Below are 25456 nucleotides of genomic sequence, written 5' to 3'. Positions count from 1 at the left end.
CTTGCTGATGAGAAGGAGGAAGCTAACTACATGTAAGAATGTGATGAAGAAAAATAAAGTTTTCTGTCCCTCAGCGCTTTAAAACATATGAGGGACAGCACCTCATTTTTAAGCCTTAAGTCATCTGTTTTGCTAATCTTTTTAGCTATAATATACCTGTTAGCAGCATTTCTGCTCAATGTTATCTTTTTCAGCATCTTTCTTGGTATAGAAAAATTCCCACTCGTTACCATCAGGATCAGTAATCCAAAACTTATCCTGGAGCGCGTAACAACAATTCGTATTCATTTCATCCCGGGTGAAAAAACCGAACCTTTCTAAGCGTTGTTTATGATGGGTGATGTCCTCCTGCTTCTCTACTTGGATTCCAAAATGGCCCACTTGATTACCTGATACTTCAGGTCTTACATTCAGAGTAAAGTTTAATTGCAAACCATTAGGTAAGTACTTAGCGTAATCTTCCTTTGTTTTTACGGGATTTTCACCGAAAACTTTCGTATAAAATTCTATAGACTTTTCAAGATCCACTACGTTTAACCCAACATGTACATTCATTTGAACCCCTCCATTAATCAATTTTTTTTGATTTATCAAGTAAAAAAATTAGTCTCGACGAAATAGGCAACAAAGCTCTTCGGATAGTAAATGATTGATCTCGGAATGATTTAATGTATAGTAACTCCAAGTACCACGTGTTTCCTTCACAATCAGCTGGGCATCCATTAATATCTTTAAATGGTACGATAACTTCGATTGAGGCAACTGTAACTTTTCTGACAGGTCACAAACACAAACTTCATCATACTCTGTGATTTCGTGTAAGATGTGGAGCCTTCTTTGATCGGCAAGGGCTTTAAACTTCTTTTCATATTTACTAAAGGTGTTTTCTAAGGATACATCTGTTAGTTGTAGGTGTGTATTCAATTCGAACCCTCCTTTAAATCAATTTTTTTTGATATAATAAAGTGTAGTTTATTATATTCTGAAAAGCAAGCATTAAATCAAAAAAATTGATGTATCCTAGAGGGGATGGAAGTCAGGTAGGAAATATGAATAATTATCTGTTGCAAATATAAGCATATGCTAATATAATGATTGAGCGAGGTGATGTTCATGGAAAAAACGATGATTGAATTAGAAAATGCTGCTCAAACATTGAAGCTATTGGGCGATAAAACACGCTTAACGATTATGGGGCTAATAAAAGATGGGGAATGTTGTGTGTGCGAGTTTGTTGAAGTGCTGCAAATGAGTCAGCCTTCCATTAGCCAGCATTTGAGAAAACTGCGAGATGCAGGGCTTGTGAAAGAGCAACGGCGAGGGCAATGGATCTTTTATTCATTAAATACTTCTCATGCCACGTACCCAATCATTCAACAGATCCTAGAGCAGATACCTGATCAGAAAGAGAAATTACGTGCATTGGAGAAGGCTGGTCTGCGTATCCAGTGCGATTTGTAGGGGGATTCATTTGAATTTAGCGATTGTAGCCATATTTATTTTTGTACTTACACTGGTGTTAGTGATTTGGCAGCCGAAAAACCTAGGGATTGGCTGGTCCGCCTGTGGGGGAGCGATTCTTGCGCTACTCTTTGATGTAGTTGATTTTCAAGATGTGCTGGCCGTAACAGACATTGTTTGGAATGCCACATTAGCCTTTGTAGCCATCATCATTATTTCACTAATTCTTGATGAGATCGGTTTTTTCGAGTGGGCTGCCCTTCATATGGCTAGAGTAGCCAAAGGAAACGGGAAGAAGATGTTTGTTTATGTCATTCTTCTAGGCGCTGTCGTTGCGGCTCTCTTTGCTAACGATGGGGCTGCGCTGATTCTCACACCAATCGTACTTGCGATGGTGAGAAACTTAAACTTTAAAGAAGCGATGATCTTGCCATTCATCATGGCGAGTGGTTTTATCGCAGATACGGCTTCGTTACCGCTGATTGTGAGTAACTTAGTAAATATCGTTTCAGCAGATTTCTTTGGTATTGGATTTATTGAGTATGCGTCACGGATGATCGTTCCGAACTTCTTTTCTATAGGTGCGAGTATCCTTGTGCTTTATCTCTTCTTTAGGAAGAGCATTCCAGACAACTATGATTTAACTCAACTTAAAGAACCTAAGCAGGCGATTCAAGACCATAAAATGTTCCGTATGTCCTGGGGTGTACTTGCGGTGTTATTGATTGGCTATTTTGCAAGTGAACCTTTGGGAATCCCGGTTTCAATCATTGCTGGAATTGTTGCGATCTTCTTCTTGTTAATGGCGAGAAGAAGTGCTGCAGTTGAAACGACAACGGTTGTAAAAGGTGCTCCCTGGGCGATTGTGTTTTTCTCTATAGGCATGTATGTGGTTGTTTATGGACTGCGTAATGTCGGTTTAACGGATGTGCTAGCTAATGTCATCCAATACACTGCTGATCAAGGGATGTTCGTCGCGACGATTTCGATGGGATTCATTGCAGCCATCTTGTCATCGATTATGAACAATATGCCAACCGTTATGATCGATGCGCTAGCGATTGCCGAGACGAATACTTCTGGTGCGATGAGAGAAGCACTAATCTATGCCAACGTCATCGGCTCAGATTTAGGACCGAAGATTACACCGATTGGTTCGCTTGCGACATTGCTATGGCTTCATGTACTTTCGACAAAAGGCTTTAAGATTTCGTGGGGATACTACTTTAAGGTAGGTATTCTCCTCACTGTACCAACGTTGTTCATTACGTTAACAGGATTATATTTGTGGTTATGGCTTATTCTATAGAAAAAAGCTTTTACCTGATAACGATATGTTACAAGAGTAGAGAGAAACATGGCGGCTTTTATTATGAAGGAGTCTTATAAAAAATATTTGGAACAAAAAAGGAGAATTCACCACATGTCTAAAAAAACAATATACTTTTTATGTACGGGTAACTCTTGTAGAAGTCAAATCGCAGAGGGATGGGCCAAAAAATATCTTGGTGATGACTGGGAAGTAAATAGTGCTGGAATCGAAGCCCACGGATTGAATCCAAAGGCAGTAAGAGCAATGAAAGAGGTAGGCATTGATATTTCAAATCAACAATCTGATGTTATTGATCCTGAAATCTACAATACAGCAGATTTGATTGTAACACTCTGTGGAGATGCAGCAGATAAGTGCCCGATAACTCCTCCTCATGTAAAACGAGAGCACTGGGGATTTGACGATCCTGCTAAAGCGGAAGGAACGGAAGAGGGAAAATGGGCTGTCTTCCAACGTGTTCGTGATCAAATAGGCGAACGCATTAATCGGTTCGCTGAAACCGGGGAGTAAAAACCAAGAATAGCAGCCAAAACGCATTTCCGTTTTGGCTATTCTTTCTAAAATATATAAGTACATATTATTTTGTTATGGAGGGGTTATGATGAGTAAACTTGAAATTTATGATCCAGCGATGTGCTGTTCTACGGGTGTGTGTGGTCCAAGTGTAGACCCAGAATTAACTCGTGTCGCTAGTGCTGTATTTTCTCTTCAAAAAAGAGGTTTTGATATTGAACGATACAACTTAGCCAATGATCCCGGCAATTTCACTGAAAACAAAACAGTGACAGACTTTCTTGAGGAGAAAGGCCCTGATGCACTCCCAGTCATTCTATTAGACGGAGAGATCGTATTGGAATCCATTTATCCAAGTAATGGTGAACTCTCAGATTGGTTTGAGATCGATACAACGCAATTAACTGATCAACCTAAAAACAGCAGTGTGACGATAGATATCACTGAATTGAAATAACAAGGTGTGAGAAAATATGTATCAATCCTTTAATCCAAAGACTTTTTTGCAAACCCGATTCTTGTTTTTTACAGGAAAAGGAGGGGTAGGAAAGACATCTACAGCATGTGCAACGGCAATCCATTTAGCAGACGAAGGGAAGAAAGTGCTGCTTGTTAGCACAGACCCTGCATCCAATTTACAAGATGTATTAGAAGTTGAACTAACCAATTCTCCAAAACCTGTTCCCAATATAGAAAATTTGCATGCATCTAACATCGATCCGGAAGAAGCAGCCGAAATGTATCGGGAAAAAGTCGTTGGTCCCTATCGTAATAAATTACCTAAAGCGGCTATAAAAAGTATGGAAGAGCAGTTATCCGGTGCTTGTACAGTGGAAATGGCTGCTTTTGATGAGTTCTCTAGTATTATTTCAAACCCAGCAGTTAGCAGTCGCTATGATCACGTGGTATTCGATACAGCTCCAACTGGTCACACCTTAAGACTATTACAACTGCCCACAGCCTGGAATGAATTTTTGGGAGAAAGTACCCACGGTGCTTCTTGTTTAGGCCCCTTATCAGGCTTACAAGAAAAAAAAGAACGATATGAACAAACCGTAGAGTCGTTATCCGATAAGGACAAAACCACTTTAATTCTGATCACAAGGCCTGAAACCGCATCACTGTATGAAGCCAATCGTTCTGCACTAGAATTAAAAGAAATTGGCATAAGGAACCAAATGTTGATCGTTAATGGATTATTGCAAACGTATCTTTCTGACGATAAAGTTTCAACGGCTTTTTACCAACGACAACAGGAGGCTCTAAAAGGCTTTCCAGATGGACTCAAACAATTGGTTGTTTATTCACTGCCATTTGTTTCCTATTCTCTTACAGGGATTGATAATCTTCGTTATCTATTCAAACAATATACTCTACCGGCAAGAATAGACCCTCAATCCCAACATGAGAGCATTCAGTTACCTGGGTTGAATTCCCTGGTTAATCACTTCTCTGATAATCAGACCAGAGTCATTTTTACCATGGGAAAAGGTGGCGTCGGTAAAACAACGATTGCTTCCTCCATCGCCGTAGGCTTAGTTGAAAAGGGGCATAAGGTTCATTTAACAACGACGGACCCAGCCGCGCATTTGGCGTACACATTTTCTAATAAGGTCGATCATGAGAAGTTATCGATTAGCTCGATTAATCCCAAAGATGAGTTGATAGCTTATAAAGAGGAGGTATTATCACAGGCGAGTGAAAGTCTTAATGATGAAGGCCTCGCCTATCTTAGAGAAGATCTTGATTCTCCTTGTACGGAAGAGATTGCTGTCTTTCGCGCCTTTGCTGAGCAGGTCGCTAAGTGCGATGATGAAATTGTTGTCATTGATACAGCTCCTACGGGGCACACGTTACTGCTCCTGGATTCTGCTGAGGAATATCATAAGGAATTGTCTCGATCCACGGGAGAAGTACCAGACAGTGTCAGAGAATTACTCCCGCGACTGCGAAACCCTAAGGAAACGAGTGTAGTCATCGTTACGTTAGCTGAAACGACACCTGTGCTCGAAGCTGAAAGACTACAGAAGGATCTGTTACGGGCAAATATTAAGCCGGGGTGGTGGATTATTAATCAAAGCTTACATGCCACAGGAACACTAGACCCTGTATTAGCGGGTAGAGCGAAAACAGAAAGTGAATGGATTGAAAGAGTAAGAGATGAATTGGCTGAAAGTACTGCGATTATTCCGTGGATCAGTGAAGAGAAAATAGGCTATACAAAGCTGAAAGAATATATAGTGAACTAACTTTTGATGGAGGCATTATAATGGAAAAAGTTATTATTTTAGGAACAGGACCTGCCGGATTGACGGCGGCAGTTTATCTAGCTAGAGCTAATATGAAGCCATTAGTCATTGAAGGTCCCGAGCCTGGTGGCCAACTGACACTAACAACAGAGGTAGAGAATTTTCCAGGTTTTCCTGACGGCATTATGGGACCTGAACTTATGGATAATATGAAACAACAGGCCGAGCGATTTGGAGCCACGTTTAAAAGAGGTTGGGTAACAGATGTCAATGTGGAGAATCGTCCTTTTAAACTATCTGTGGATGGTTTAGGAGAGCTTGAAACGCAGTCATTGATTGTATCAACTGGAGCATCAGCTAAACTCCTGCAAATTCCGGGTGAGAAAGAAAATATCGGCAAAGGGGTGAGCACCTGTGCAACCTGTGATGGCTTTTTCTTTAGAGAAAAGAAAGTCGTAATCGTTGGTGGAGGAGATTCTGCGATGGAAGAGGCGAATTTCCTCACTAAATTTGCAAGTGAAGTCCAAATTGTCCATCGCCGTAATGAATTAAGAGCATCTAAAATTATGCAAGACCGTGCTCGAGATAATGGAAAAATCACCTGGTCTCTTAATAAAACCCCTGTTGAAATGGTTTCTGACGGCATGAAGATTTCTGGTTTAAAAGTGAAGGATAATGATACAGATGAAGAAGAACTAATTGAGACAGATGGCATTTTTGTTGCGATTGGACACAACCCTAATACCGAATTTCTGAAGGGTAAGTTGAATATGGATGAAAAAGGCTATCTCCTCGTCGATCCGGGGACCACAGACACCAATATCCCGGGTATCTTCGCTTGTGGGGACGTTCAGGATCAAAAATACCGACAAGCGATTACAGCTGCAGGAACAGGCTGCATGGCAGCTATGGATTCTGAACGCTTCATAGAAGGAGAAGCGACATTAGATTGGAGTCAATCATTGTAAGTCCAGTTTACTATACAGGGGGAAGAAATATTATGAAGATTACCGAAGAAGCCAAACAAACCTTAACTAAACTCATAGGAGAACGTGGAGCTGAAGGAATTCGCGTTCATTCTGCAGGAGCGGGATGTTGTGGCCCGCAAATAGGGTTATCCCTTGATCACCCAGAGGAAACCGATAGAGTTGAAGAAGTAAATGGTGTTCGTGTTGCCATCGACCAACAAGTGATGAGTACCGTTGATGAAGTAACTCTAGATAAAGATGGAGAACAATTTGTATTGTTAGGGTTAGATAATTGTTGTTAAAAGGTCTCTTCTGAGGCCTTTTTTTAGTTGGTTTGACGATTGTCATGTATTGATTCACAATTCTACATATGTCGAATTATAATAATGGAAGCCTAAATCATTTTAGTGGAATTTTCAAAGCACTTTCTAATGTTCATCGGTTAAATGTTTTTCTTTATTTAGCTGAATACTGTAACCAGGTGAGCTTAGTACAGATCAAGAAATGCGTATGACGGTGGGTGAATTGGGAGAAAGGCTAAATATTGTACCGTCTACTGTTTTACATCACCTAAAAGAGTTGAGACAAGCTGGGTTAATACGTATGGATCGAAAAGGAAAAAATATTGAGTGTTTGGTGGATGGGATTGCTTACCCCCATCGTAGACTCTGGTAGTAGTCTATCTGTCGTTTATCCCCTGGCGGTATTAATAGGTGCCTTCGTTTGGTTTATGCTGCTGGCCATACTTCTCCACCTTGGTGAAAGATTGTTATAGAAGACGAGGACAAGCCGTTCTGTGTTACAGCATTTACTTCTTGTTTCAATTTGTTAATCAAATTTCTTAAGTTGGAGAAAAGGGAAATCTGTGTTCAGGGCATTGAAAGGGAATTAACTTTATTTATATTTCATAAAAAAACGGCATCAGGTTATATCCTGTTGCCGTTTTTTTGCTTCTAAGGGCTTAATTAACTTTTATTGCAAAACCTCTTTAATTTGATCAATCGCCCACTGTAAATCTTTCTTCTCAATCACGAGTGGAGGAGCGAAGCGAATGACATTTTCATGGGTTTCTTTACACAACAGCCCTTTTTCTTTCAGCTTTTCACAATAGGAACGGGCAGGTTCAGTTAATTCGACCCCAATGAATAGCCCTTTTCCACGTACTTCCTTGATAGTAGGATTATCAATTTTTTTTAGCTCATCCATCATGTAAGTACCTAGTTCAAGTGAGCGATCCACTAAATTTTCCTCTTCAATGACATCGAGTGAGGCAACAGATACGGCACAGGCAAGCGGGTTTCCACCGAATGTTGAACCGTGTGATCCAGGATTGAAGACACCAAGAACATCTTTGTTAGCCACAACACAAGAAATCGGGAAAACTCCTCCCCCTAATGCTTTTCCAAGAATCAGCATATCAGGTGTAACATTCTCCCAATCACAAGCAAACATTTTTCCACTTCGCCCGAGACCTGCTTGAATTTCGTCAGCAATGTAAAGTACATTTTCTTTTTGACAAATGTCATAAGCTTCTTTTAAAAAGCCTTCGGGAGGCATAACAATACCGGCTTCTCCTTGAATAGGTTCAAAAAGGAATCCAGCCGTATTTTCATTAATAGCTTCTTTCAAAGCCTTAATATCACCATAAGGAATTACCTTAATTCCAGGCAGCATAGGCCCGAAGCTGCGTTTATATTCTTCTTCTGATGATAAGGAAACGGCTGACATTGTTCGTCCGTGGAAGTTTCCTGTACATGCAATGATTTCGGCTTTGTCCTTAGCTACGCCTTTGACATCATATGCCCATCTTCTCGTAGCCTTAATCGCTGTTTCAACAGCCTCTGCCCCTGTGTTCATAGGAAGAGCCATCTCTTTATTAGTCAGCTTGCAAATCTTTTCAAACCAAGGTCCAAGCTGATCATTGTGAAAAGCACGTGAAGTAAGGGTTACACGGCTTGCTTGATCATGAAGTGCTTGGATAATTTTTGGGTGACGGTGTCCCTGATTCACGGCAGAGTAAGCGCTTAACATATCCATATAACGGTTACCTTCAGGGTCCTCTACCCAAACTCCCTCGGCCTTTGCGATAACGATTGGCAAGGGGTGATAGTTTTTAGCTCCGTACTCTTGAGTTTGGTCGATAATGTTTTGACTGGAATTTGTCATGTTATCCCTCCATTTCAATTAAGCATCACAACCAATTATAACAGGTTTAATAGAAATTTTCTCACTATTAAAAAGTGGGTTTTAAATAGTTACAATTAGGAAACTAAAAGAAGAACATGGTATTATTATTGATGAAGATGTAAAAGGAGGGTAACAATTGGCACATTTACATATTACCTCTTGGGTAATTGCCTTTGCTTTAGTAGCACTTGTGACAACATTTACAAGAAGTGGAAATGAGAAAGCGGCAAAAATTTCGCATATGATCTTGCGAGTTGACTATTTATTGGTTCTTTATTCAGGTGGGTCACTCTTTGCAAGCTATGCAAACTATGATGCACTCGTTATTATTAAGTTGCTTGTTGGTCTATGGGCCATTGCTGCAATGGAAATGGTGTGTATTAAATACAAGAAGAAACAGCCTGCCGCGTCATGGTGGGGACAGCTGCTTATTGCTGCAGTCATCGCCCTTGTTCTAGGATTTGGTTTCTTAGAACTTGGTATTTTGCCTGCATAACACAAAAAATCCTGCATGCTGATGGCATGCAGGATTTTTTTATGGGAAAAAATGGTGTTAAATGGGTATCACTTTTTGGGGGGTAAATGATAACTGGTATCAGTATCAATGATAATCATTCTCATTAAACATGTCAAGTATTCTTCATCACAACTTGCCGTGTCATCATATAGTGATATATGGTGCTTTTTTTGTGAAAAGGATGGTGGAGTTATGTGTGGAATTGTTGGGTGGGTTGATTTGCGAACAAATGAAGGTAATAAGCTGCAAACGATCGATAGGATGGCTCAAACACTAAGTCACCGCGGTCCTGACGACTACCAAAATTGGGTGCAGGGTCCCGCAGCGTTTGGGCACAAAAGGCTTGTGGTTGTTGACCCAGCAGGTGGACGGCAGCCCATGGTTCGTGCAGCAAATAATGAGGAATATGTTTTGTGCTATAACGGTGAGCTGTACAATACCGATGAAATGAGAGATGCACTGAAGTCAAAAGGGTGGACGTTTCGTTCCCATTCAGATACAGAAGTCGTTCTCGTTAGTTACATGGAATGGGGAGCAAAGTGTGTTGAGCATTTGAACGGCATTTTTGCTTTTAGTGTATGGGAATCCAGACGATCCAGGCTTTTTATTGCTAGGGATCGACTTGGGGTTAAGCCGCTTTTCTTCAGTGAGCAAAAAGACGGACTGATGTTTGCGTCTGAAATAAAGGCTGTACTGGCTCATCCGTCTATCAAAGCGAGCATTTCTGAAGAGGGCATTCATGAAATTTTGGCCTTAGGTCCTTCACGAACACCGGGGCATGGAATTTTTGATCATATCCAAGAACTTCGCCCAGGACATTATGCTGTTTGGGAACAAGGCAAGTTGAAAGTGGATCGATATTGGAACGTGAAAAGTGAAGAACACACTGATACATGGGAGGAAACGGTTGAGCATGTCAGAGATTTATTTACCGATGCGGTTGAACGTCAACTTGTCAGCGATGTAAAGCTTGGAACATTTCTCTCAGGTGGAGTGGATTCAAGTGCAATTACGGCGATTGCAGCTGATCATTATCAAAAAAATCAAAAGGGAAGCCTGCAAACATATTCCATTGACTATGAAGAGCAGGAGAAATTTTTTGAGAAGAATGCGTTTCAACCTGATCAAGATGGTGAATATATTAAACTCATCAGTGATCAAAACAAAACAAACCATATGACGATGGAAGCAGGAGTTGAAGATTTGATCTCAAGGCTTGAGAGGGCAGTGGAATTGCGTGATTTACCGGGAATGGCAGATGTAGACTCCTCACTATTGTGGTTTTGTGAAAAAATAAAAAATCATGTAACGGTTGCCCTTTCAGGTGAGTGTGCAGATGAAATTTTCGGCGGCTACCCATGGTTTTATCGTAAGGAAGACCGTGATCGAAATGGGTTTCCTTGGCTTCGATCATTAGCAGAACGAAACCAGCTTGTGCGACAAGATTTAAAAAATGAAGTTAATATTGAGCGGTATATGCTGAAACGTTATCAAGAAACAATTGATGAAACGCCGTTACTAGACGGGGAAGATGCACTCGAATCTAAACAAAGACAGATGTTTTATTTAAATATGAACTGGTTCATGCAGACATTGCTTGAGCGCAAAGATCGTATGAGTATGGGAGCAAGCTTAGAGGTTCGTGTACCGTTCAGTGATCACAGACTTGTCGAATATGCGTATAACATTCCTTGGAAAATGAAGCATACGGGCGACCTGGAGAAGGGTTTACTGCGGGAATCCTTACGAGGAATTTTGCCTGATAAAGTGTTATTTAGAAAGAAAAATCCTTATCCAAAAACATTTCATCCGCAATATACGGCAGGTGTAAAAGAGTGGATGAAGGAAATTATTGCGGATACTCAGTCGCCACTGTTTGATCTATTTGAACGCAAAGAAATCATCAAGCTTAATGATTCAGGTGGAACATCGATGGATACACCTTGGTTTGGCCAGCTGATGGCAGGACCACAATTGATTGCACACTTATGCCAAATTAATCATTGGTTAAAGAGGTATCACATCAGTATAAAGTAGTAAAAAGTCCGGACAAATGCTTGCCGCTGAAAAACGTTGCAGTTTTCAGCGGCTTCCCAGTTCGGGCAGTTTTTTTAATAAGAATCGGAATATTGAAACAGGAAAGTAGGCGTATAGATTGAAATATGTAAATGCGCATATATGGCTTTAAGTTATGCATATATCACTTCAAATCGTGCATAAAGCGAGTTAAATCCGCAAATACTTTATTTCTGGTTTGACGGCTGGAGGTACAAAGGGATAACCTTAAAGGCGTACATACTATATCTAGTAGGAGGAGCGGCGATGAGAAAACTTGCAACGATTCTCATGATCATCCCGTTTCTTCTTTTTTGCGACCTTAAGGCAGGTGCCGTTGAAAAAGAAGAACGAACATGGCAGGACGAGAGTATTTATCATATCATGGTAGACCGATTTATGAATGGAAGCAATAGTAACGATCATAATGTTGATCCTGAAGATCCCGAAGCTTATCATGGGGGAGATTTGCAGGGGATCATTGAACAGCTTGATTATATTAAGGAAATGGGATTTACAACAATCTCGTTATCACCGATCATGGCTAACAGTGAGAAAGGCTATCATGGTAAATGGATCGAGGACTTTACAGCTGTTGAAGAACACTTTGGAACGGTAGCGGATGCTAAACAGCTTGTCGAGGAAGCACATAAACGTGATATGAAGGTCATATTCGAATTTGTTGTCAATCATACAAGCAAGGACCATCCTTGGCTTGATGAGGAAGGGAAAGAAGATTGGTTTCATGAGAAGCAGCCAACAACAGATCAAATCGAAGACGGCTGGAAATCAGGGCTGCCCGATTTGAATACAGAAAACCCTGAGGTGAAGCAATACTTATTTGAGGCAGCGGAATTTTGGATTGAAGAAACCGGTGTGGATGGTTACCGCTTAGATAGTGTGAGCTATGTACCTAGAGAGTTTTGGGCTGATTTTTCTCAACATGTGAAATCTGTTAAAGAGGATTTCTTACTATTGGGTGAAGTGAAAAGTAATGATGTGGAGACGATCGCTGACTATCAATCAACAGGGATAGATACTTTTGTCAACTATCCATTTTACCAAACAGCTTCAGAGACCTTTAAAGAAGCTGGGCATCCACTAGATGAACTTTATATTGTGTGGGAACAAAGCAAGCAAAATTTTGATTCTCCTCAACTTCTAGGCAACTTCCTCGATTATGAAGACAGTGCGCGTTCTACAAGGTTAGCCGTTAAAGCAGGTCAAAATCCGATTACACGCTGGAAATTGGGACTAACGTATCTGTTTACATCACCGGGTATCCCAATGATTTATTATGGATCAGAGATTCCGCTTGATGGTGCTGAGCCCCCAGCTAATCGCAAAATGATGGACTTTAAAGCACAAAACGAGAAACTTAATCAGCGAATTGGAAAGCTAAATTCTATACGAAATGAATTCCCTGCCTTAACAAGAGGGGATTTCGAAGAACTTCATAATCAGGACGGGCTTGCCGTTTTTAAACGAACTTATAACGATGAAACAATGATTGTTGCCATTAATAACGGGACTGAAACCCAAACGGCTGAGCTGACAGATTTACCTGATGATAGACAAATGCGAGGACTTTTACAAGATGGACTTGTTCGCCAATCGGATGATGGGATTTACAAGCTTGGAATGGAACGGGAAACAGCTGATGTATTTGTTATTGAACCGGACCAAGGATACAACTGGTCATTTATTGCTTTTGTAGGCGGAGTTATGCTTTTGTTTGTAGGTAGTGTCATTACTATTAGCATAAAGAACAGGCGGAGTGATCAATAGAATAGGGGACATGGGGCTGTTACATGATCTTGCACCAAGTAAAAAGAAGCATAGGACTAAAATAGTCCATGCTTCTTTCTATGATATCAATTATTTTCTATTTAGGAGATTTATTCAAAAAGAATAAAGCGATCGTGCCGGGCCCGGCATGGGCGCCAATAGCTGAACCAATCATATCAATATAAATGTCCGTTGTCCCACATTCCGTTCTTATCATGTCAGCGAGCTTTTCAGCTGTCTCAAGATCGTCCCCATGACTGATCGCGATTCGCTGTTGTTCCAGTGCCTGGCCTCTTTCCTGCGTCACTTCAACCATCCGTTTAAGGACCTTTTTAGAACCACGGATTTTTTCAAGTGGGACTAATTTGCCATCCTCTACATGAAGCAGTGGTTTTATTTTTAAGAGGCTTCCGACAAAGGCGGCAGTTTTGCTCACTCGTCCTCCGCGATGCAAATATTCGAGGTCGTCAACTGTGAAAATATGCTCCATATGCTCGGCATAGTAGGTTCCTATTTCGATGATTTCATCGAAAGACGCCCCACTTCTTGCTAATTCAGCAGCCTTTATTGCAATAAGACCACAGCCTAGGGAGGCAGCCTTTGTATCAATCACATTAAACTGAGCATCAGGGTTGTCTTCCTTTATCTCTTGTTCGACCATCTTAGCTGTCTGGTATGTTCCTGAAAGTTCTGATGAGACGGAAAAATAAATAAAGGCTTGATTATTTTCTACATGACTTGTGAAGGTGTCACGGAAGGTTTTATGAGAAACCTGTGAAGTTTTAGGAGCTTTACCATCTCTCATTAGTTTGTACACTTGCTTTGGTGTAATGGTCTTGCCGTCTTCATATTCCTGGTTGTCAATAGTCACACTTAACGAAACCCGCTCCAGGTTATATTTATGTAATGTTTCCTCTGATAAGTCACTAGCGGAGTCGCATAGAATTTGTACACTCATCATTCTCACCTACATTCCTTTATTTTGTATATATTAAGTTTAGGCTTAAGAGGATCGTTAGTCAAAACAATTTCCTTCACAAAAGAAAGGATTATTGTGGCCTGTTTATGGGAATCCATAAATAAAAGGCTTGATTTTGCAAGGTACCGGTGATAAAAAAAGAATAGTGCTATATAAAGAGAGTTGTAAAAAGGAGGTAGCTATGTTTTCATTTGAATTCAAACGAATATTCATTGTAATTTTTGGAGCAGTATTAAATGCAGCTTCTCTAAACTTATTTTTAATTGAAGCAAATGTGTATGCTAGTGGATTCACTGGGGTTGCTCAGTTATTAACTAGTATTTTTCAAGATATTTTACATGTGCCAGGTGTGAGTACAGGTTTGCTTTTATTCATACTTAATATTCCTGTTGCGGTACTAGGCTGGTTTAAAGTTGGAAGAGGATTTACCGTTTATAGTGTCATCTCTGTTGTATTTACAACGCTTTTTCTTGGACTTATTCCCGTGCAGCAGCTGTCAGAAGATATTATATTAAATGCGGTATTCGGCGGCGTCATTGGCGGTATTGGTGTGGGGATCACACTTAAATGGGGTGCTTCTACAGGTGGCCTGGATATTGTTGCGATGATCTTATCAAGAATGAAAGACCGTCCGATCGGGATTTACTTCCTACTTATAAACAGTGTGATTATTGCTGTAGCCGGATTTTTGTATGAGCCAGAAAATGCGTTATACACTTTGTTAACTCTCTATGTTACGACACGAGTTATTGATGCAGTCCATACCCGTCATGAGAAGCTTACGGCTATGATTATTACAACAAAAGCAGCGGACTTGGAGAAAGCCATTCATGCAAAAATGGTTAGAGGAATCACTACATTACCTGCTAAAGGGGCATTTACCCAGCAGGATAAGAATATGCTTGTAATGGTAATTACCAGGTATGAATTGTATGATTTACAGCACATTATTACAGAGGTAGATCCACAAGCCTTTACGAATATTGTGCAAACCACAGGCATATTTGGTTTCTTTAGAAAAGATGACAAATAATAATGAGGATGAGCCTACAAAAAGGAAGTGATGATGCTGAAAATATTTTTTCCTATTATGATAGGGCTAATGGTTGTATTGTTAGTAGCGTGCTCAGAATCAAAATCGGAACCAACATCAGGTGGAGATGGAGATATGAATAATGATGAACAGACACAAAGTAATGAAAGTAACTCTGACCCTCAGTATAATGTCGTTTCTTTCATTGAACAGCTTACGTTTAATGCAAATGTAAAGGCTTCAGAGAGTCAAGTGAATATTCAGTTTTCATTGACAAATGACGCGGATGAAGCTGCTATTCTTGGGTTTAATTCCAGTCAATTGTATGAAATTACTATCGTCAATGAAGCAGGGGACACAGTGTACAAATATTCAGATGGGCAAGCTTTTGCCCAGGCCTTGACGACAAAGGAATTACAACCGGGAGAAGTTCTTGAGGCAAAAGAACAGGTCAAACAGAGGCTTGAGAATGGACAATATGAGGCTCGTATGACTTTCTTAGTCACTACCATCAATGATCAGCCTCTCGAATCCTATCCGTTTCAAATGACAAAATCATTTGCAGTAGGAGAGGATGTGGAGGCAAAAAATAGTCCTGAATCAGGGCAAAAACCCAAAACAAAAACATCACCTCATACAGGACAGAGTACAGATATTGGCAAAGAGGTATTTCGCAACTTCACGCTGGATGGTGAGAAGGGGAACTATTCGATTTCCGGAGAAGCCAGTGTAAATGAAGGCACGTTTTATTATAGTGTAGATAATGGTCATAATATCCTTATTGATAAAAAGAGGGTTCAAGTGGAGAAGGCAGCACCGGAGTGGTCCTCATTTGACATACAGATTGACATACCAAAAGAAAAACTGCCTGATAAAGGTGCACTTGTCATGACTATTTACCAGCTTGATGAGAATGGTCAACCCGTCAACATGAATTACGTTCCTTTAGAGAACTTTGGTTCAAACGGGTAGCAAAAAGGCTGAAATGTGACTCTTCACATTTCAGCCTTTTGTTGTGGTCTGTAAATTATAAAAATATTTCTCTGTGGGCAAGCTTACATGAAGTTAGCTACATCCAGATCCAGCGCGTAAGACACGAAAGACTAGACAATAGCCTCCGTTGCCCCACAGGACGTGGGGGGTTCGGTGTTGGCACAGGACGTGCCGTTTTTAACCGAACTTCCTTGAACCAGGTTTTTGTTGAACTTCCTCTGTCGTGTCTACCGGGGGCTTGCGCTTTTGTTCTTTTAATATCCGTTTTCTGAAAGCAAGCCTTCTACTTTAGGAGCAAGTGCCTCCCAGTCTGCATTTGGTAATTTGTTTATTGTAATGAAATTTTGAAAGCCGAATACATTATCTACACCATCAAGTGCCATCAATTCATTCATAATAGCGTGTTCGCTCGTTTGACCAGGCATAACAGACACGCTGCCATCCCCTCTGAAGATTAATGAGTCTGTGGTAAACTTACGTGCATTCGGATTTGGTGTTTCTTCAATTTTAATAGCCATCAAAGTTCCTCCTCTACTACTTGTCTCATCTATTTTAGCAGAAAATGATCATAGACTAAACTCACAGCATAATGTTTGCGTTATTTATAATGCTGTATGGTACAATGAATACACTTTTAGGGAGGGGTTTAATGGAGACCAAATTGATCGATGTGCTGCAACCGATAAAGGCAAATGATTTTGTATTGCCTGAAGGTAAAAGCCTGCAAGAACTAACAACATTGATGCTTCAAAGGATTGGCTCTGTTCATCCTGTTCTTCGTGATGATTTAATTCATACGATCTTTACAGCCTTTATTGAACGAGGCCATTATAATAATGAACAGTTGAGGAACATTCTTCAATCCGTTTTAAATAAAAATTATTTATTTTACCGAATTGGTATGTCTAAGAAGGAAGAGGATGCAGTTTTTAAAAGAAGCTTCTCTGTCCTGTTAATCCCGCCCATCATGAAGAAACACCAGGAAAAAGCGTTTCTTAAGGAAGAAGAGATTCACAGGGTTTGGGATAATTTAAAAAAATACATGCAGCAAGAATCAGACCATAGAGGCTATGTCCAGGGGAAAGGCTGGGCCCACGCAATGGCCCATGCTGCCGATGCATTAGATAGTGTGGCCGCTTGTGATGAGATAACATCAGAGGAAGTAAAACAAATGCTTCCGATTATTCGTAAGCAATTTTTAATTGATCAGCCTTATTTGTTCGATGAAGAAGAGAGAATGGTTACAGCCATTTTAACTATGTTCAAAAAGATTGAACCTGATGAACAGCAAGACTGGATCGAAACACTGCTTTATGAACGTGAAAGCTGGGATAATCCGAACGAAGATATTATCATTAATAACTGTAAACACCTATTACGTGCTCTTTACTTTAGAATGCTCGAAGGAAACAATGGTCAATTGCGCAAAGTTTTAGAAGACTTACTTCGGGAACTAAGAAAGCAAGAAGCGTATTAATTTTTTAATTTGTTATTTCCTGGGGAATAGCAAGGAGTTCACAGAACTTAGTATCTACACAGTGAACGATAAAAAGGATCAGACCAAAAAATGGTCTGATCCTAATGGCTTAAATTAACGCATGTTTTGATGTTCAGCATCAAGCTGCTGTTCTAACTGCTGTAGCTGTTGCTTCTCTTCTTGAGAACACTGGCTATATGCAGATTGAATCGCTTGCTTGGCTGCTTGCATATCTTGTTGGTTCGTAGCATGCGCACCTTCACGGTTTTTCTGTGTGAAGCGGCTCACAGCTTTTTTTGCATTATTAAATAGGGAATTTTCCATTTTAAAACCCTCCTACAGTATGCTGATCAGCTTCGATCTCTTTGCGCTTAGCATCAGTCAGCCTCTTTGGCTCCATTTGACTTTCTTCAAATGGTTTAACCTCTACCCAGCGTTTTTCATCCTTTTGCTTTTTCTTATCCATGACAAGCCCTCCTGTCACTAAAAAAAGCCTGAACGCTTCTTTCGCGTCCAAGCTTAGTATGGCTGACTTACCTCTGATTACTCACGGTAAAAATTAACTCAGATGGCCTTCGTATTCAGTTGGAGGTATTCAGCTAAAAATCCAGCAATCCCATTGTTCTCATTTGTGTCGGCTACATAATTAGCTCTATCCTTAAGTTCATCAATCGCATTGCCCATCGCTACACCGACCCCGGCATATTCAATCATTTCGAAATCATTATCCTCATCACCAAATGCAATAATCCGTTCTTTCGGGATATGATAATAGTGAGCAATTTTTTCTAAACCAACCGCCTTATTCATGCCAGCTCGGACAATCTCAATCACGTGCCATGGTGCACCCCATTTTCTATGTTCAATCAGTGAGGCATGTGTATCCAATTCTTCACGTAGTGCCTGAATTTGACCTTCTTCAGGGTGGATAAGCAGGGAAGTTGGGTCTTCTGTTAAGTTCTGCCTCAGACCACCGATTGTTACTGGGTTATTATCTGTCGTATGGAAAATTTCCATGATCTCTTCATCATGGCGGTCCAAATAAATGTCATCCATTACTTCGGCTAAAATATTTTTCACACCAAGTTCCTGGCAAGTATGAATAATTTTACGGGCGATGCGGATGGATAACGGAGAATGCAAGGCATCCCAGCGTTCATCCTTGGGGTGGTGGATTAATGCCCCGTTAAAGTTTACCATCGGGGTGTCTAACCCGAGTTCATTATAAAAATCAATGCTGGCCCGGTGCGGGCGGCCAGTGGCAATGGACACAATATGCCCGTGTTCAATCGCGGTTAACACCATTGCCTTCGTTTCAGGACTGATTGTTTTCCCATCTGTTAGTAATGTTCCGTCTAAGTCAAGTGCAATTAAATGTTGTTTTTTCATATCCTTCACCTCATTTATATATCATTAAGTTTAGCGGGTATAAAGGCTTTATGTAAAGAAATACTACCATGAAAACCTAATACTTTCCAAATTAATAGAAGCAGTGTTACGATTATACTACACAACAAATGTTAGAGACATGTTAAACGAAAGTAAAGCTTGGATAGTAGAAAGGATTCGAGTATATGATTGGCATCTATCGAGAGAAGTTTAATGACATCCCTGTACTAGTTATTGTAGAAGATGAGAAAAAGGACAAAGCGCTTCCTGTGTTTACATATTTTCACGGATTTACTTCAGCCAAAGAACACAACTTGCCGCAAGCTTATTTGCTTGCTGAAAAAGGATACCGTGTCATTTTACCTGACAGTTTGTATCATGGAGATAGAGAAGAAGCACAACTTACTAAGAGAGAATTAAACTTTAAATTTTGGGATATAGTGAATCAAAATTTAAAAGATCTCAAGGATATAAAAGAGGACCTTGACCGTCGCAATCTAGTCAAAGACCGACGTTTTGGAGTTGGTGGGACGTCGATGGGCGGTGTCACAACGAGTGCAGCGTTAACAATGTATCCTTGGATTCAAACCGCTGCTGTTATGATGGGATCACCGAAGCCTGTTGATTTTGCCAAAAAATTAATTAAAGATGTTGAGATGACGGGCATCGAGCTTCCTATTAGTAAAGAAGAGCTAAACCGCTTATACGACTCACTAGAAGCTGGCGATTTATCGATGCAAATGGATAAGCTGCAGGAACGGCCGTTATTCTTCTGGCATGGTGATGCAGATCCCGTCGTTCCATTCGATCATTCCTATGATTTTTACAATCAGGCAATTGAATATTATAAAAATCCAGAGAACATTCGCTTCCTTCGTGAAGTAGGCAGGGACCATAAGGTGAGTCGTTTTGCCATTAAAGAAATGGTGAATTGGATTGAAATTGTCCTTTAGCCAAGGCTTAGAGGTTTAATATCGGAAGAAATTTGTTTATAATAGAGTTGTACTAAAGTGTGAAGGAGGAAATATTTGTGGATACTGCACTTGAAGAAAATATCATGGGTGCCCTAGAAAATGTTATTGACCCTGAACTGGGTATCGATATCGTTAATCTTGGCCTCGTCTACGGAGCCGATATGGATGATAACGGTAATACAACAGTAACAATGACATTAACGGCAATGGGTTGCCCATTAGCAGGCCATATTGAACAAGATGTTAAACGCGTAGTTGCTGATCTTCCAGAAGTAAATGAAATCACTGTCAATATTGTTTGGAATCCACCATGGACGAAAGACCGGATGAGCCGCTATGCTAAAATTGCTCTCGGCATACCGGATTGATTAAGAGCAAAAGCGCAAGCGCCCTGATAGACACGACAGAGGAAGTTCGACTAAAGGAAGTTCGGTTAACGGGGCACGTCCTGTGCCAACGCCGAACTACCCCACGTGGGCCCACGGCGGCGATTGACTAGTCTTGCGCGCTGGAGCTGGATGTGACTAACTTCATGTAAGCTTATCCATGGGGAAATATTTTATAATTTCCTAAACAACATGGAGTTCCCCTGCCCATAAGATGGCGGGGGTTTTTTCATAATTCCTTTAGTAAAGGATGATAGGATCATGATGCAAGCACCCATTTTTCAAATTGTGGGCTATAAAAATAGCGGGAAAACGACTGTGTTATGTGATCTAATTGAATATGGCTCATCGATTGGTGATCAAGTCGCAACGATCAAACACCATGGTCATAAGCAGCCTCTTGAACCGATGCATGACCAGACTGATAGCTACCGTTTACAAAAGGCCGGATCGTTTTTAACAGGTGTAGATAGTGCAGATACCTTTCAGTTAGAATACAATCATAAACAAAGTCCCCCATTGCAGCGATTAGTTGAACTTTATCAATCATTTGAACCAGATCTAATTGTCATAGAAGGTTTTAAAAAGGAAGCCTATAAGAAAGCAGTTATTTTAAAAGAGGAATCAGATGTGCAATTATTGGATTTAGAGCAAGTTGCGTTTGTGTTAACGTGGAACTTGGAATGGGTGAAACATGTTGACGTACCCGTTTTTACGATGAACGAAAGGAAGCATTCGATTAAAAACATATATAGCATCATGAAGGGGAGAGAGGCCGATGAGTAAGCAATTTTGGATTACAGATCACCCGATTTCTATCGAAGAAGTTGTTAAACTCGTCTCAAGGCGTGAGGCTGGCGCGATTAACACATTCATAGGTACTGTAAGGGAATTTACATATGGAAAACGAACACTTCATTTAGAGTATCAAGCTTATCGCCCAATGGCTGAGAAAAAGCTTGAACAGCTTGGTCAGGAAATAGAGGAACGCTGGCCGGATACTAAAACAGCCATCGCACACCGGATCGGTCGTTTAGAAATAGAAGACATCGCTGTAGTCATTGCTGTTTCCACCCCGCATCGAGCTGATTCTTATGATGCGAGTCGTTATGCCATAGAGCGAATTAAAGAGATCGTACCCATTTGGAAAAAGGAAAACTGGGAGGATGGGGAAGCATGGATCGGCGATCAGAAGGAACAGAAAGCATACCCAGAAGGCTCACCAAAGAAGGAGGATATGAAATGAATCGTATTCTATTTTTTGCCGGATTACAAGAGAAAGTCGGACAAGAAAGTTTGGAGTTAGACGTGACTGGAAAAACAGTTAGCGAAGTAAAAGAATATATAGGGAAGCAGTTTCAGTTGGATCGACTTAATGAAGCAATGACTGCAGTAAACGAAGAGTATGCAGATAATCAGCAGAAGATAGGGGAGGGTGATGTGATCGCATTTATTCCTCCAGTTAGTGGTGGATAAAGAGGTCAGGCAATGGTAAGGCTGCCTTTATTTCATAAAAATGCATTACCATCATAATTTTATAGCTTCACCAAAGAAACGGTCTAACTAAGGCCACTTAAGAACTGACGAATATTTCAATATAGGGTCGATGGGACAATTAAAATGGCTTCCGACTTTGGATATCATCCAAAGTCGGAAGCCATTTTTAAGTTAAACCAGAGTATGAATCGCCTCATGAGCTTCAAGAAGTAGGCATAAATGAACGGGAATGTAAATACGCATATATAGCTTTAAATCGTGCATAAGACAAGTTAAATAAGCAAAAGCTTCCCCAACTAGACAAGGACCTCATTAAATGCCTTGCGACTGAAAAGCACGCAGTTTTTCAGTGGCCTCAACTAAAGAAGCTGGTTAGGGCGTTTAACGTATTATATCCTGACTTAAAGGAAAAACAATACAAGTCCTCCGACAATGAAGCAATAGAAGGCAAAGTATTTCAAATTTCCTCGTTCCATAATATTCATAAACCATTTCAGTGAAAAGTAAGAAGCAAAGACAGAAGCAATAAACGCGAACAGATAAGGTAACCAGAGTGTTGATAAATCGTCTGCCAGCAATTCATCTACCGACAGAAGCATCGTTCCTAAACTTACTGGTATATAAAGCAGGAACGAGAAGCGCAGGGCTGTTTGCTGCTTCATTCCGAGAAGCATAGCCGCTACAATGGTAGCTCCTGAACGGCTGATGCCCGGAATTAATGCGACAGCCTGGGCCAGGCCTACAATAACCGCATCTTTCCATGTTAGCATTCCTTCTCCTTTACTGCCACGGATATTACGAATAATCCACAATGCAATCCCAGTAATAATTAGAGCAACAGCAACGGTTTCAACGTATTCAAGCTGTTCGAAAAAATCCTTAAATAATAACCCCAGCACCCCTGCTGGCACGGTACCAATGAGTAAATATAATACAAACTCAAAATCGTCCTTCTGTCTGTCATCTTTAGAGATTAGGTAGCCGACACTATTTTTTAATAAACGAATAATATCGTCATAATAAATCACAAGGACAGCTATTAGTGATCCGAAATTTACAAGAACTAGAAATTCAAGACCTTCGAGTTCCAGGTTCATTAACGACTGTAAGATGACCAAATGCCCGCTTGAGGATATCGGGATAGGTTCTGTGATTCCTTGGAATAATCCTAAAAATAAATACTTAATTAACAACCAAAACTCCTGCATTGTATGTATTCCCCCTTCATGAACAGAAAAATAGCGAATAGGCTGCTATTCCTTATTAACTATAGACGTATAGGACAAATGATGCCCTACACTATTGCAACAAAAAAACGCTGCTAATTACGAAATACATAAGTAGCAGCGTTTTCCCCGAATATTAGGCTTCTTCTTTAATAACTCCTTCACCAAGCACAATAGTGGTACCACCGAACAAAATGGTCATAACTATTACTTGAACGAAGGAATAATCTGCTCCAGTCATATTACTGATGACATATGCTGTCATTAGGCTTAACAAGAAGGCCCATACTATCGTCATAACAATCCGCATGGATATTCACCTCATTTTCACACATTCTTTATTCATTCTACCAGAGTTCTCATGAAAAATAAATATGAAATCGCTTGATTCAGCATGGGGCAAGCTGTTTACGAATAAAATGTGAGATGAAAAGGGGGAAACAGATATGGCTTCAGTTATATATAATTGTTTTCACTGGATTGGATATCACTGTATTCAATATTTACTTCAAGAGGGCAAGGCAGTAGTAGGAATAGACAAAATCGATACACAGGTTAAGGAACTTTTGTATATGAATGTGGGTCGAAATAGTAACTTTCAGCATTTTAACTCAGGAGAAGATCGTGAAAATCATAGCCAACAATCTGATGAAGACCAACGGCTTTATATTTATAATGATATGATCGAAATTTGTCCTAATGGACGTACCTCAAACAGGTTATGTGTCGAACTCCCTCAACTTTATGGGGAATGGATGGATATCCAAGCAGACACTTATGAAGATTTTCGTGATTGGGTAGTAAAATCCCAGGCAGTTTATGTAGAGGATTTTATTAGTGAAATATTTAAATATGTGAGTGATGGAGATGTTTTTCGCCTAAATGACCAGCGTTTTTCCCGAGGTGAAACGGACAAAGGTCATCTTGAGAATGTATGGCACACCTATCAAAAGTTTAGAGGGGAAGTGGATAATTTTACCTTGTAAGCACATCTACACATTTACTTTCCTGTAGAGAAACATGTAAAATAAAAGGGGTGAATGAAGGTTAATAGGAGTGCTTCGGGTGAAAACTTTTTATATTTTGATTCTAATCACACTTATGCTGCTATCGGGTTGTCAGCAGCCATTTGCATCAGGCCAGACTGATAAAGTAGGAATGCTTGTTGAAACTACTATCCACGATCAAGCGTGGGGACAACAGGGCTACAAAGGTCTACAGTCTATTCAAAAGGACTTTGGAGTAGATGTGTACTTTAAAGAGGGAGTAAAGACCGAATCGCAAACAGCTCAAGCTGTTGTTGAGCTTGTCAATAAAGGGGTAAATGTTATTTTCGGTCATGGGAATGTATATGGCAGTTACTTTCAAGATTTTCATCAATCCTATCCGGATGTTCATTTTATATATTTCAATGGCCAGTTTTCGGCTGATAATGTTACAAGTTTAAACTTCAGCGCAAATGCCATGGGCTTCTTTGCCGGTATGGTTGCGGGAGAAATGACAGAAACCAATAAAATTGGATTAATAGCAGCTTTTCAGTGGCAGCCTGAGGTCGAAGGATTCTATGAAGGCGCTAAATTCCAAAATCCAGAAGTTGAAATTGATATTACCTATACAAATAACTGGGAAGACACGGAGAGGGCGATTGAACTGTACAACCGGATTGAAGCAAAGGGGGCAGATGTGTTTTATCCGGCGGGTGATATTTTTAATATACCATTGATTCGCGAAATTCAAGACGACGGACATTATGGGATTGGCTACGTATCAGATCAGTCCTTCGTTGCGAACAATACTGTCCTGACTAGCACAGTGCAACGTGTTGACCGTGTTTATAATATTACGATGGAGAAATTTTTGGCCGGAGAGTTACCTGGTAAGGCAATTAGTTTTGATTTTCAGGAAGGTGCAATAGAAATGGGCAAATATAGTCCAATGGTTCCCGAAAGTTTTCAGGCTACAATGAAGAAGACTGTAAAAAGGTACAAAGAAACGGGTCAACTTCCTAATCAGTAAAGCTCAGAAGCTGCATGCTTCTGAGCTTTTCCTTATTTCTTGAATTTTTTAAGAAGCGGTTGTACCAAGGGGGATACGGCAACCCAAGTATGCTGAACTTCCTTTATAATAGTGGACCAATCAGCATTATCTTCTGTTTCTGCTTTATTTTCCGTTTCTGCAGGTGTACTTGATTCAGGTCTTTCTCCCCACATAAAGGAATCAAAGGACGAAGGAGTTTCTTTCTTCATTTATAATCACCTCCTTTTTTACGATATGCGGAAAAACGCTCGGATGTGGGATTAAGATGCCTACGTACACAGACTTTGTTTACTTGCAGAAAAAATAGATATGAATTAAAATTAGTACCAAGTCATAATATTTGATATAAGAGGTTGTTCAAAAAGTCACCAAATGGTAAAAGACAATCTCCTCA

The 25456-nt window shown here is 40.3% G+C and carries 32 protein-coding genes; 21 read left to right on the top strand and 11 right to left on the bottom strand.

What is annotated here, in order from left to right; genetic code table 11:
- Positions 1-159 precede the first annotated feature (159 nt).
- Together MUO15_RS06685 and MUO15_RS06680 are read right to left on the bottom strand one after the other, a co-directional pair.
- On the bottom strand, positions 160-555 hold the full coding sequence (locus tag MUO15_RS06685; RefSeq protein ID WP_245034583.1) for an ArsI/CadI family heavy metal resistance metalloenzyme: 396 nt from the start codon (positions 553-555) through the stop codon (positions 160-162).
- Positions 556-603: 48 nt separating this feature from the next.
- On the bottom strand, positions 604-924 hold the full coding sequence (locus MUO15_RS06680; RefSeq protein WP_245034581.1) for an ArsR/SmtB family transcription factor: 321 nt from the start codon (positions 922-924) through the stop codon (positions 604-606).
- A 189-nt stretch (positions 925-1113) separates the two neighbouring features.
- On the opposite strand from MUO15_RS06680, the gene MUO15_RS06675 reads away from it, so the two are divergent.
- From MUO15_RS06675 to MUO15_RS22120, 8 genes are all read left to right on the top strand, one after another.
- A complete protein-coding gene (locus MUO15_RS06675) occupies positions 1114-1461 on the top strand; it encodes an ArsR/SmtB family transcription factor (RefSeq protein ID WP_245034579.1) in 348 nt (115 codons plus the stop codon).
- A 10-nt stretch (positions 1462-1471) separates the two neighbouring features.
- Positions 1472-2770: an arsenic transporter gene (locus MUO15_RS06670; protein WP_245034577.1), complete on the top strand. Its 1299-nt coding sequence runs from the start codon at positions 1472-1474 to the stop codon at positions 2768-2770.
- A gap of 114 nt (positions 2771-2884) precedes the next feature.
- The gene (arsC, locus tag MUO15_RS06665) at positions 2885-3304 is read left to right on the top strand and encodes an arsenate reductase (thioredoxin) (RefSeq protein ID WP_245034575.1); all 420 of its coding nucleotides are present in this window, start codon (positions 2885-2887) and stop codon (positions 3302-3304) included.
- Positions 3305-3395: 91 nt separating this feature from the next.
- Positions 3396-3764: an arsenite efflux transporter metallochaperone ArsD gene (gene arsD / locus MUO15_RS06660; RefSeq protein WP_245034573.1), complete on the top strand. Its 369-nt coding sequence runs from the start codon at positions 3396-3398 to the stop codon at positions 3762-3764.
- A gap of 16 nt (positions 3765-3780) precedes the next feature.
- Positions 3781-5556 (top strand): arsenical pump-driving ATPase, encoded by a 1776-nt coding sequence (gene arsA, locus MUO15_RS06655; protein WP_245034571.1) that lies wholly within the window; start codon positions 3781-3783, stop codon positions 5554-5556.
- A 20-nt stretch (positions 5557-5576) separates the two neighbouring features.
- A complete protein-coding gene (trxB, locus tag MUO15_RS06650) occupies positions 5577-6524 on the top strand; it encodes a thioredoxin-disulfide reductase (RefSeq protein WP_245034569.1) in 948 nt (315 codons plus the stop codon).
- A 32-nt stretch (positions 6525-6556) separates the two neighbouring features.
- Positions 6557-6826 carry an iron-sulfur cluster assembly accessory protein gene (locus MUO15_RS06645; RefSeq protein WP_245034567.1) on the top strand — a complete coding sequence of 90 codons (270 nt, stop codon included), beginning with the start codon at positions 6557-6559 and terminating at the stop codon, positions 6824-6826.
- A 202-nt stretch (positions 6827-7028) separates the two neighbouring features.
- Positions 7029-7199: an ArsR/SmtB family transcription factor gene (locus MUO15_RS22120; protein WP_396266326.1), complete on the top strand. Its 171-nt coding sequence runs from the start codon at positions 7029-7031 to the stop codon at positions 7197-7199.
- 297 nt (positions 7200-7496) lie between these two features.
- On the opposite strand, the gene MUO15_RS06640 is transcribed toward MUO15_RS22120, so the two are convergent.
- Entirely contained in the window at positions 7497-8690 is a 1194-nt protein-coding gene (locus MUO15_RS06640) for an ornithine--oxo-acid transaminase (protein ID WP_245034565.1), read from the bottom strand.
- Between the two features lie 157 nt (positions 8691-8847).
- On the opposite strand from MUO15_RS06640, the gene MUO15_RS06635 reads away from it, so the two are divergent.
- The 3 genes from MUO15_RS06635 to MUO15_RS06625 all read left to right on the top strand — a co-directional run bounded on the left by MUO15_RS06635 (position 8848) and on the right by MUO15_RS06625 (position 13071).
- Positions 8848-9207: a YisL family protein gene (locus tag MUO15_RS06635; protein ID WP_245034563.1), complete on the top strand. Its 360-nt coding sequence runs from the start codon at positions 8848-8850 to the stop codon at positions 9205-9207.
- Positions 9208-9420: 213 nt separating this feature from the next.
- Positions 9421-11265, top strand: coding sequence for an asparagine synthase (glutamine-hydrolyzing) (gene asnB, locus MUO15_RS06630; protein WP_245034561.1), 1845 nt, complete (start codon positions 9421-9423; stop codon positions 11263-11265).
- A 285-nt stretch (positions 11266-11550) separates the two neighbouring features.
- Positions 11551-13071, top strand: a complete 1521-nt coding sequence (locus tag MUO15_RS06625; RefSeq protein WP_245034559.1) for an alpha-amylase family glycosyl hydrolase — start codon at positions 11551-11553, stop codon at positions 13069-13071.
- 97 nt (positions 13072-13168) lie between these two features.
- On the opposite strand, the gene MUO15_RS06620 is transcribed toward MUO15_RS06625, so the two are convergent.
- Positions 13169-14029 carry a DegV family protein gene (locus MUO15_RS06620; protein WP_245034557.1) on the bottom strand — a complete coding sequence of 287 codons (861 nt, stop codon included), beginning with the start codon at positions 14027-14029 and terminating at the stop codon, positions 13169-13171.
- 202 nt (positions 14030-14231) lie between these two features.
- Between MUO15_RS06620 and MUO15_RS06615 the strand changes: the two genes are divergently transcribed.
- Both MUO15_RS06615 and MUO15_RS06610 read left to right on the top strand, forming a co-directional pair.
- Positions 14232-15083 carry a YitT family protein gene (locus MUO15_RS06615; protein ID WP_245034555.1) on the top strand — a complete coding sequence of 284 codons (852 nt, stop codon included), beginning with the start codon at positions 14232-14234 and terminating at the stop codon, positions 15081-15083.
- A gap of 33 nt (positions 15084-15116) precedes the next feature.
- Positions 15117-16055, top strand: coding sequence for a BsuPI-related putative proteinase inhibitor (locus tag MUO15_RS06610; RefSeq protein ID WP_245034554.1), 939 nt, complete (start codon positions 15117-15119; stop codon positions 16053-16055).
- Positions 16056-16330: 275 nt separating this feature from the next.
- Here the strand turns inward: MUO15_RS06610 and MUO15_RS06605 are convergent, their stop codons facing one another.
- Complete coding sequence (locus MUO15_RS06605; RefSeq protein WP_245034552.1) at positions 16331-16594, bottom strand: NifU N-terminal domain-containing protein; 264 nt, start codon at positions 16592-16594, stop codon at positions 16331-16333.
- A 131-nt stretch (positions 16595-16725) separates the two neighbouring features.
- Between MUO15_RS06605 and MUO15_RS06600 the strand changes: the two genes are divergently transcribed.
- Positions 16726-17553, top strand: a complete 828-nt coding sequence (locus MUO15_RS06600) for a DUF2785 domain-containing protein (RefSeq protein WP_245034550.1) — start codon at positions 16726-16728, stop codon at positions 17551-17553.
- A 114-nt stretch (positions 17554-17667) separates the two neighbouring features.
- Here the strand turns inward: MUO15_RS06600 and MUO15_RS06595 are convergent, their stop codons facing one another.
- The 3 genes from MUO15_RS06595 to MUO15_RS06585 form a co-directional block, all read right to left on the bottom strand.
- A complete protein-coding gene (locus MUO15_RS06595; RefSeq protein ID WP_245034548.1) occupies positions 17668-17877 on the bottom strand; it encodes a DUF3813 family protein in 210 nt (69 codons plus the stop codon).
- Position 17878: 1 nt separating this feature from the next.
- Positions 17879-18019: a hypothetical protein gene (locus MUO15_RS06590; RefSeq protein WP_245034546.1), complete on the bottom strand. Its 141-nt coding sequence runs from the start codon at positions 18017-18019 to the stop codon at positions 17879-17881.
- Between the two features lie 98 nt (positions 18020-18117).
- Positions 18118-18942 (bottom strand): Cof-type HAD-IIB family hydrolase, encoded by an 825-nt coding sequence (locus MUO15_RS06585; RefSeq protein ID WP_245034544.1) that lies wholly within the window; start codon positions 18940-18942, stop codon positions 18118-18120.
- A 185-nt stretch (positions 18943-19127) separates the two neighbouring features.
- Between MUO15_RS06585 and MUO15_RS06580 the strand changes: the two genes are divergently transcribed.
- From MUO15_RS06580 to moaD, 5 genes are all read left to right on the top strand, one after another.
- On the top strand, positions 19128-19895 hold the full coding sequence (locus MUO15_RS06580; RefSeq protein ID WP_245034542.1) for an alpha/beta fold hydrolase: 768 nt from the start codon (positions 19128-19130) through the stop codon (positions 19893-19895).
- Positions 19896-19972: 77 nt separating this feature from the next.
- Complete coding sequence (locus MUO15_RS06575; RefSeq protein WP_245034540.1) at positions 19973-20284, top strand: metal-sulfur cluster assembly factor; 312 nt, start codon at positions 19973-19975, stop codon at positions 20282-20284.
- Between the two features lie 279 nt (positions 20285-20563).
- Positions 20564-21088 (top strand): molybdopterin-guanine dinucleotide biosynthesis protein B, encoded by a 525-nt coding sequence (gene mobB / locus MUO15_RS06570; RefSeq protein WP_245034538.1) that lies wholly within the window; start codon positions 20564-20566, stop codon positions 21086-21088.
- On the top strand, positions 21081-21548 hold the full coding sequence (locus MUO15_RS06565) for a molybdenum cofactor biosynthesis protein MoaE (protein WP_245034536.1): 468 nt from the start codon (positions 21081-21083) through the stop codon (positions 21546-21548). Before mobB ends, MUO15_RS06565 begins: the two co-directional genes overlap by 8 nt.
- Entirely contained in the window at positions 21545-21778 is a 234-nt protein-coding gene (moaD, locus tag MUO15_RS06560) for a molybdopterin converting factor subunit 1 (RefSeq protein ID WP_245034534.1), read from the top strand. The genes MUO15_RS06565 and moaD overlap by 4 nt, the downstream gene beginning before the upstream one ends.
- A gap of 422 nt (positions 21779-22200) precedes the next feature.
- On the opposite strand, the gene MUO15_RS06555 is transcribed toward moaD, so the two are convergent.
- Positions 22201-23007, bottom strand: a complete 807-nt coding sequence (locus MUO15_RS06555) for an undecaprenyl-diphosphate phosphatase (protein ID WP_245034532.1) — start codon at positions 23005-23007, stop codon at positions 22201-22203.
- Positions 23008-23161: 154 nt separating this feature from the next.
- Positions 23162-23335, bottom strand: a complete 174-nt coding sequence (locus MUO15_RS06550) for a DUF2929 family protein (RefSeq protein WP_245034530.1) — start codon at positions 23333-23335, stop codon at positions 23162-23164.
- 136 nt (positions 23336-23471) lie between these two features.
- Between MUO15_RS06550 and MUO15_RS06545 the strand changes: the two genes are divergently transcribed.
- Complete coding sequence (locus MUO15_RS06545) at positions 23472-24011, top strand: hypothetical protein (protein WP_245034528.1); 540 nt, start codon at positions 23472-23474, stop codon at positions 24009-24011.
- Positions 24012-24090: 79 nt separating this feature from the next.
- Positions 24091-25041, top strand: coding sequence for a BMP family ABC transporter substrate-binding protein (locus tag MUO15_RS06540; RefSeq protein WP_245034526.1), 951 nt, complete (start codon positions 24091-24093; stop codon positions 25039-25041).
- Positions 25042-25073: 32 nt separating this feature from the next.
- Here MUO15_RS06540 and MUO15_RS06535 read toward each other — a convergent pair whose 3' ends face one another.
- Entirely contained in the window at positions 25074-25271 is a 198-nt protein-coding gene (locus MUO15_RS06535; protein ID WP_245034524.1) for a hypothetical protein, read from the bottom strand.
- Positions 25272-25456: the final 185 nt, after the last annotated feature.

Source organism: Halobacillus amylolyticus, assembly GCF_022921115.1.
Classification (GTDB): domain Bacteria; phylum Bacillota; class Bacilli; order Bacillales; family Halobacillaceae; genus Halobacillus_A; species Halobacillus_A amylolyticus.
Note: the sequence above shows the minus strand (reverse complement) of the source record. Positions and strands in the feature narration are given on the sequence as shown.

What these genes read in the sequence shown, in the direction of transcription:
- MUO15_RS06605 (WP_245034552.1), bottom strand. Translation starts at nt 16,594, where the DNA reads ATGGCTATTAAAATTGAAGAAACACCAAATCCGAATGCACGTAAGTTT.
- MUO15_RS06625 (WP_245034559.1), top strand. Translation starts at nt 11,551, where the DNA reads ATGAGAAAACTTGCAACGATTCTCATGATCATCCCGTTTCTTCTTTTT.
- MUO15_RS06565 (WP_245034536.1), top strand. Translation starts at nt 21,081, where the DNA reads ATGAGTAAGCAATTTTGGATTACAGATCACCCGATTTCTATCGAAGAA.
- arsA (WP_245034571.1), top strand. Translation starts at nt 3,781, where the DNA reads ATGTATCAATCCTTTAATCCAAAGACTTTTTTGCAAACCCGATTCTTG.
- asnB (WP_245034561.1), top strand. Translation starts at nt 9,421, where the DNA reads ATGTGTGGAATTGTTGGGTGGGTTGATTTGCGAACAAATGAAGGTAAT.
- MUO15_RS06545 (WP_245034528.1), top strand. Translation starts at nt 23,472, where the DNA reads ATGGCTTCAGTTATATATAATTGTTTTCACTGGATTGGATATCACTGT.
- MUO15_RS06600 (WP_245034550.1), top strand. Translation starts at nt 16,726, where the DNA reads ATGGAGACCAAATTGATCGATGTGCTGCAACCGATAAAGGCAAATGAT.
- MUO15_RS06585 (WP_245034544.1), bottom strand. Translation starts at nt 18,942, where the DNA reads ATGAAAAAACAACATTTAATTGCACTTGACTTAGACGGAACATTACTA.
- MUO15_RS06640 (WP_245034565.1), bottom strand. Translation starts at nt 8,690, where the DNA reads ATGACAAATTCCAGTCAAAACATTATCGACCAAACTCAAGAGTACGGA.
- trxB (WP_245034569.1), top strand. Translation starts at nt 5,577, where the DNA reads ATGGAAAAAGTTATTATTTTAGGAACAGGACCTGCCGGATTGACGGCG.
- MUO15_RS06555 (WP_245034532.1), bottom strand. Translation starts at nt 23,007, where the DNA reads ATGCAGGAGTTTTGGTTGTTAATTAAGTATTTATTTTTAGGATTATTC.
- MUO15_RS06675 (WP_245034579.1), top strand. Translation starts at nt 1,114, where the DNA reads ATGGAAAAAACGATGATTGAATTAGAAAATGCTGCTCAAACATTGAAG.
- MUO15_RS06645 (WP_245034567.1), top strand. Translation starts at nt 6,557, where the DNA reads ATGAAGATTACCGAAGAAGCCAAACAAACCTTAACTAAACTCATAGGA.
- mobB (WP_245034538.1), top strand. Translation starts at nt 20,564, where the DNA reads ATGATGCAAGCACCCATTTTTCAAATTGTGGGCTATAAAAATAGCGGG.
- MUO15_RS06595 (WP_245034548.1), bottom strand. Translation starts at nt 17,877, where the DNA reads ATGGAAAATTCCCTATTTAATAATGCAAAAAAAGCTGTGAGCCGCTTC.
- MUO15_RS06685 (WP_245034583.1), bottom strand. Translation starts at nt 555, where the DNA reads ATGAATGTACATGTTGGGTTAAACGTAGTGGATCTTGAAAAGTCTATA.
- arsD (WP_245034573.1), top strand. Translation starts at nt 3,396, where the DNA reads ATGAGTAAACTTGAAATTTATGATCCAGCGATGTGCTGTTCTACGGGT.
- MUO15_RS06615 (WP_245034555.1), top strand. Translation starts at nt 14,232, where the DNA reads ATGTTTTCATTTGAATTCAAACGAATATTCATTGTAATTTTTGGAGCA.
- MUO15_RS06590 (WP_245034546.1), bottom strand. Translation starts at nt 18,019, where the DNA reads ATGGATAAGAAAAAGCAAAAGGATGAAAAACGCTGGGTAGAGGTTAAA.
- moaD (WP_245034534.1), top strand. Translation starts at nt 21,545, where the DNA reads ATGAATCGTATTCTATTTTTTGCCGGATTACAAGAGAAAGTCGGACAA.
- MUO15_RS06610 (WP_245034554.1), top strand. Translation starts at nt 15,117, where the DNA reads ATGCTGAAAATATTTTTTCCTATTATGATAGGGCTAATGGTTGTATTG.
- MUO15_RS06580 (WP_245034542.1), top strand. Translation starts at nt 19,128, where the DNA reads ATGATTGGCATCTATCGAGAGAAGTTTAATGACATCCCTGTACTAGTT.
- arsC (WP_245034575.1), top strand. Translation starts at nt 2,885, where the DNA reads ATGTCTAAAAAAACAATATACTTTTTATGTACGGGTAACTCTTGTAGA.
- MUO15_RS06620 (WP_245034557.1), bottom strand. Translation starts at nt 14,029, where the DNA reads ATGAGTGTACAAATTCTATGCGACTCCGCTAGTGACTTATCAGAGGAA.
- MUO15_RS06550 (WP_245034530.1), bottom strand. Translation starts at nt 23,335, where the DNA reads ATGCGGATTGTTATGACGATAGTATGGGCCTTCTTGTTAAGCCTAATG.
- MUO15_RS22120 (WP_396266326.1), top strand. Translation starts at nt 7,029, where the DNA reads ATGCGTATGACGGTGGGTGAATTGGGAGAAAGGCTAAATATTGTACCG.
- MUO15_RS06535 (WP_245034524.1), bottom strand. Translation starts at nt 25,271, where the DNA reads ATGAAGAAAGAAACTCCTTCGTCCTTTGATTCCTTTATGTGGGGAGAA.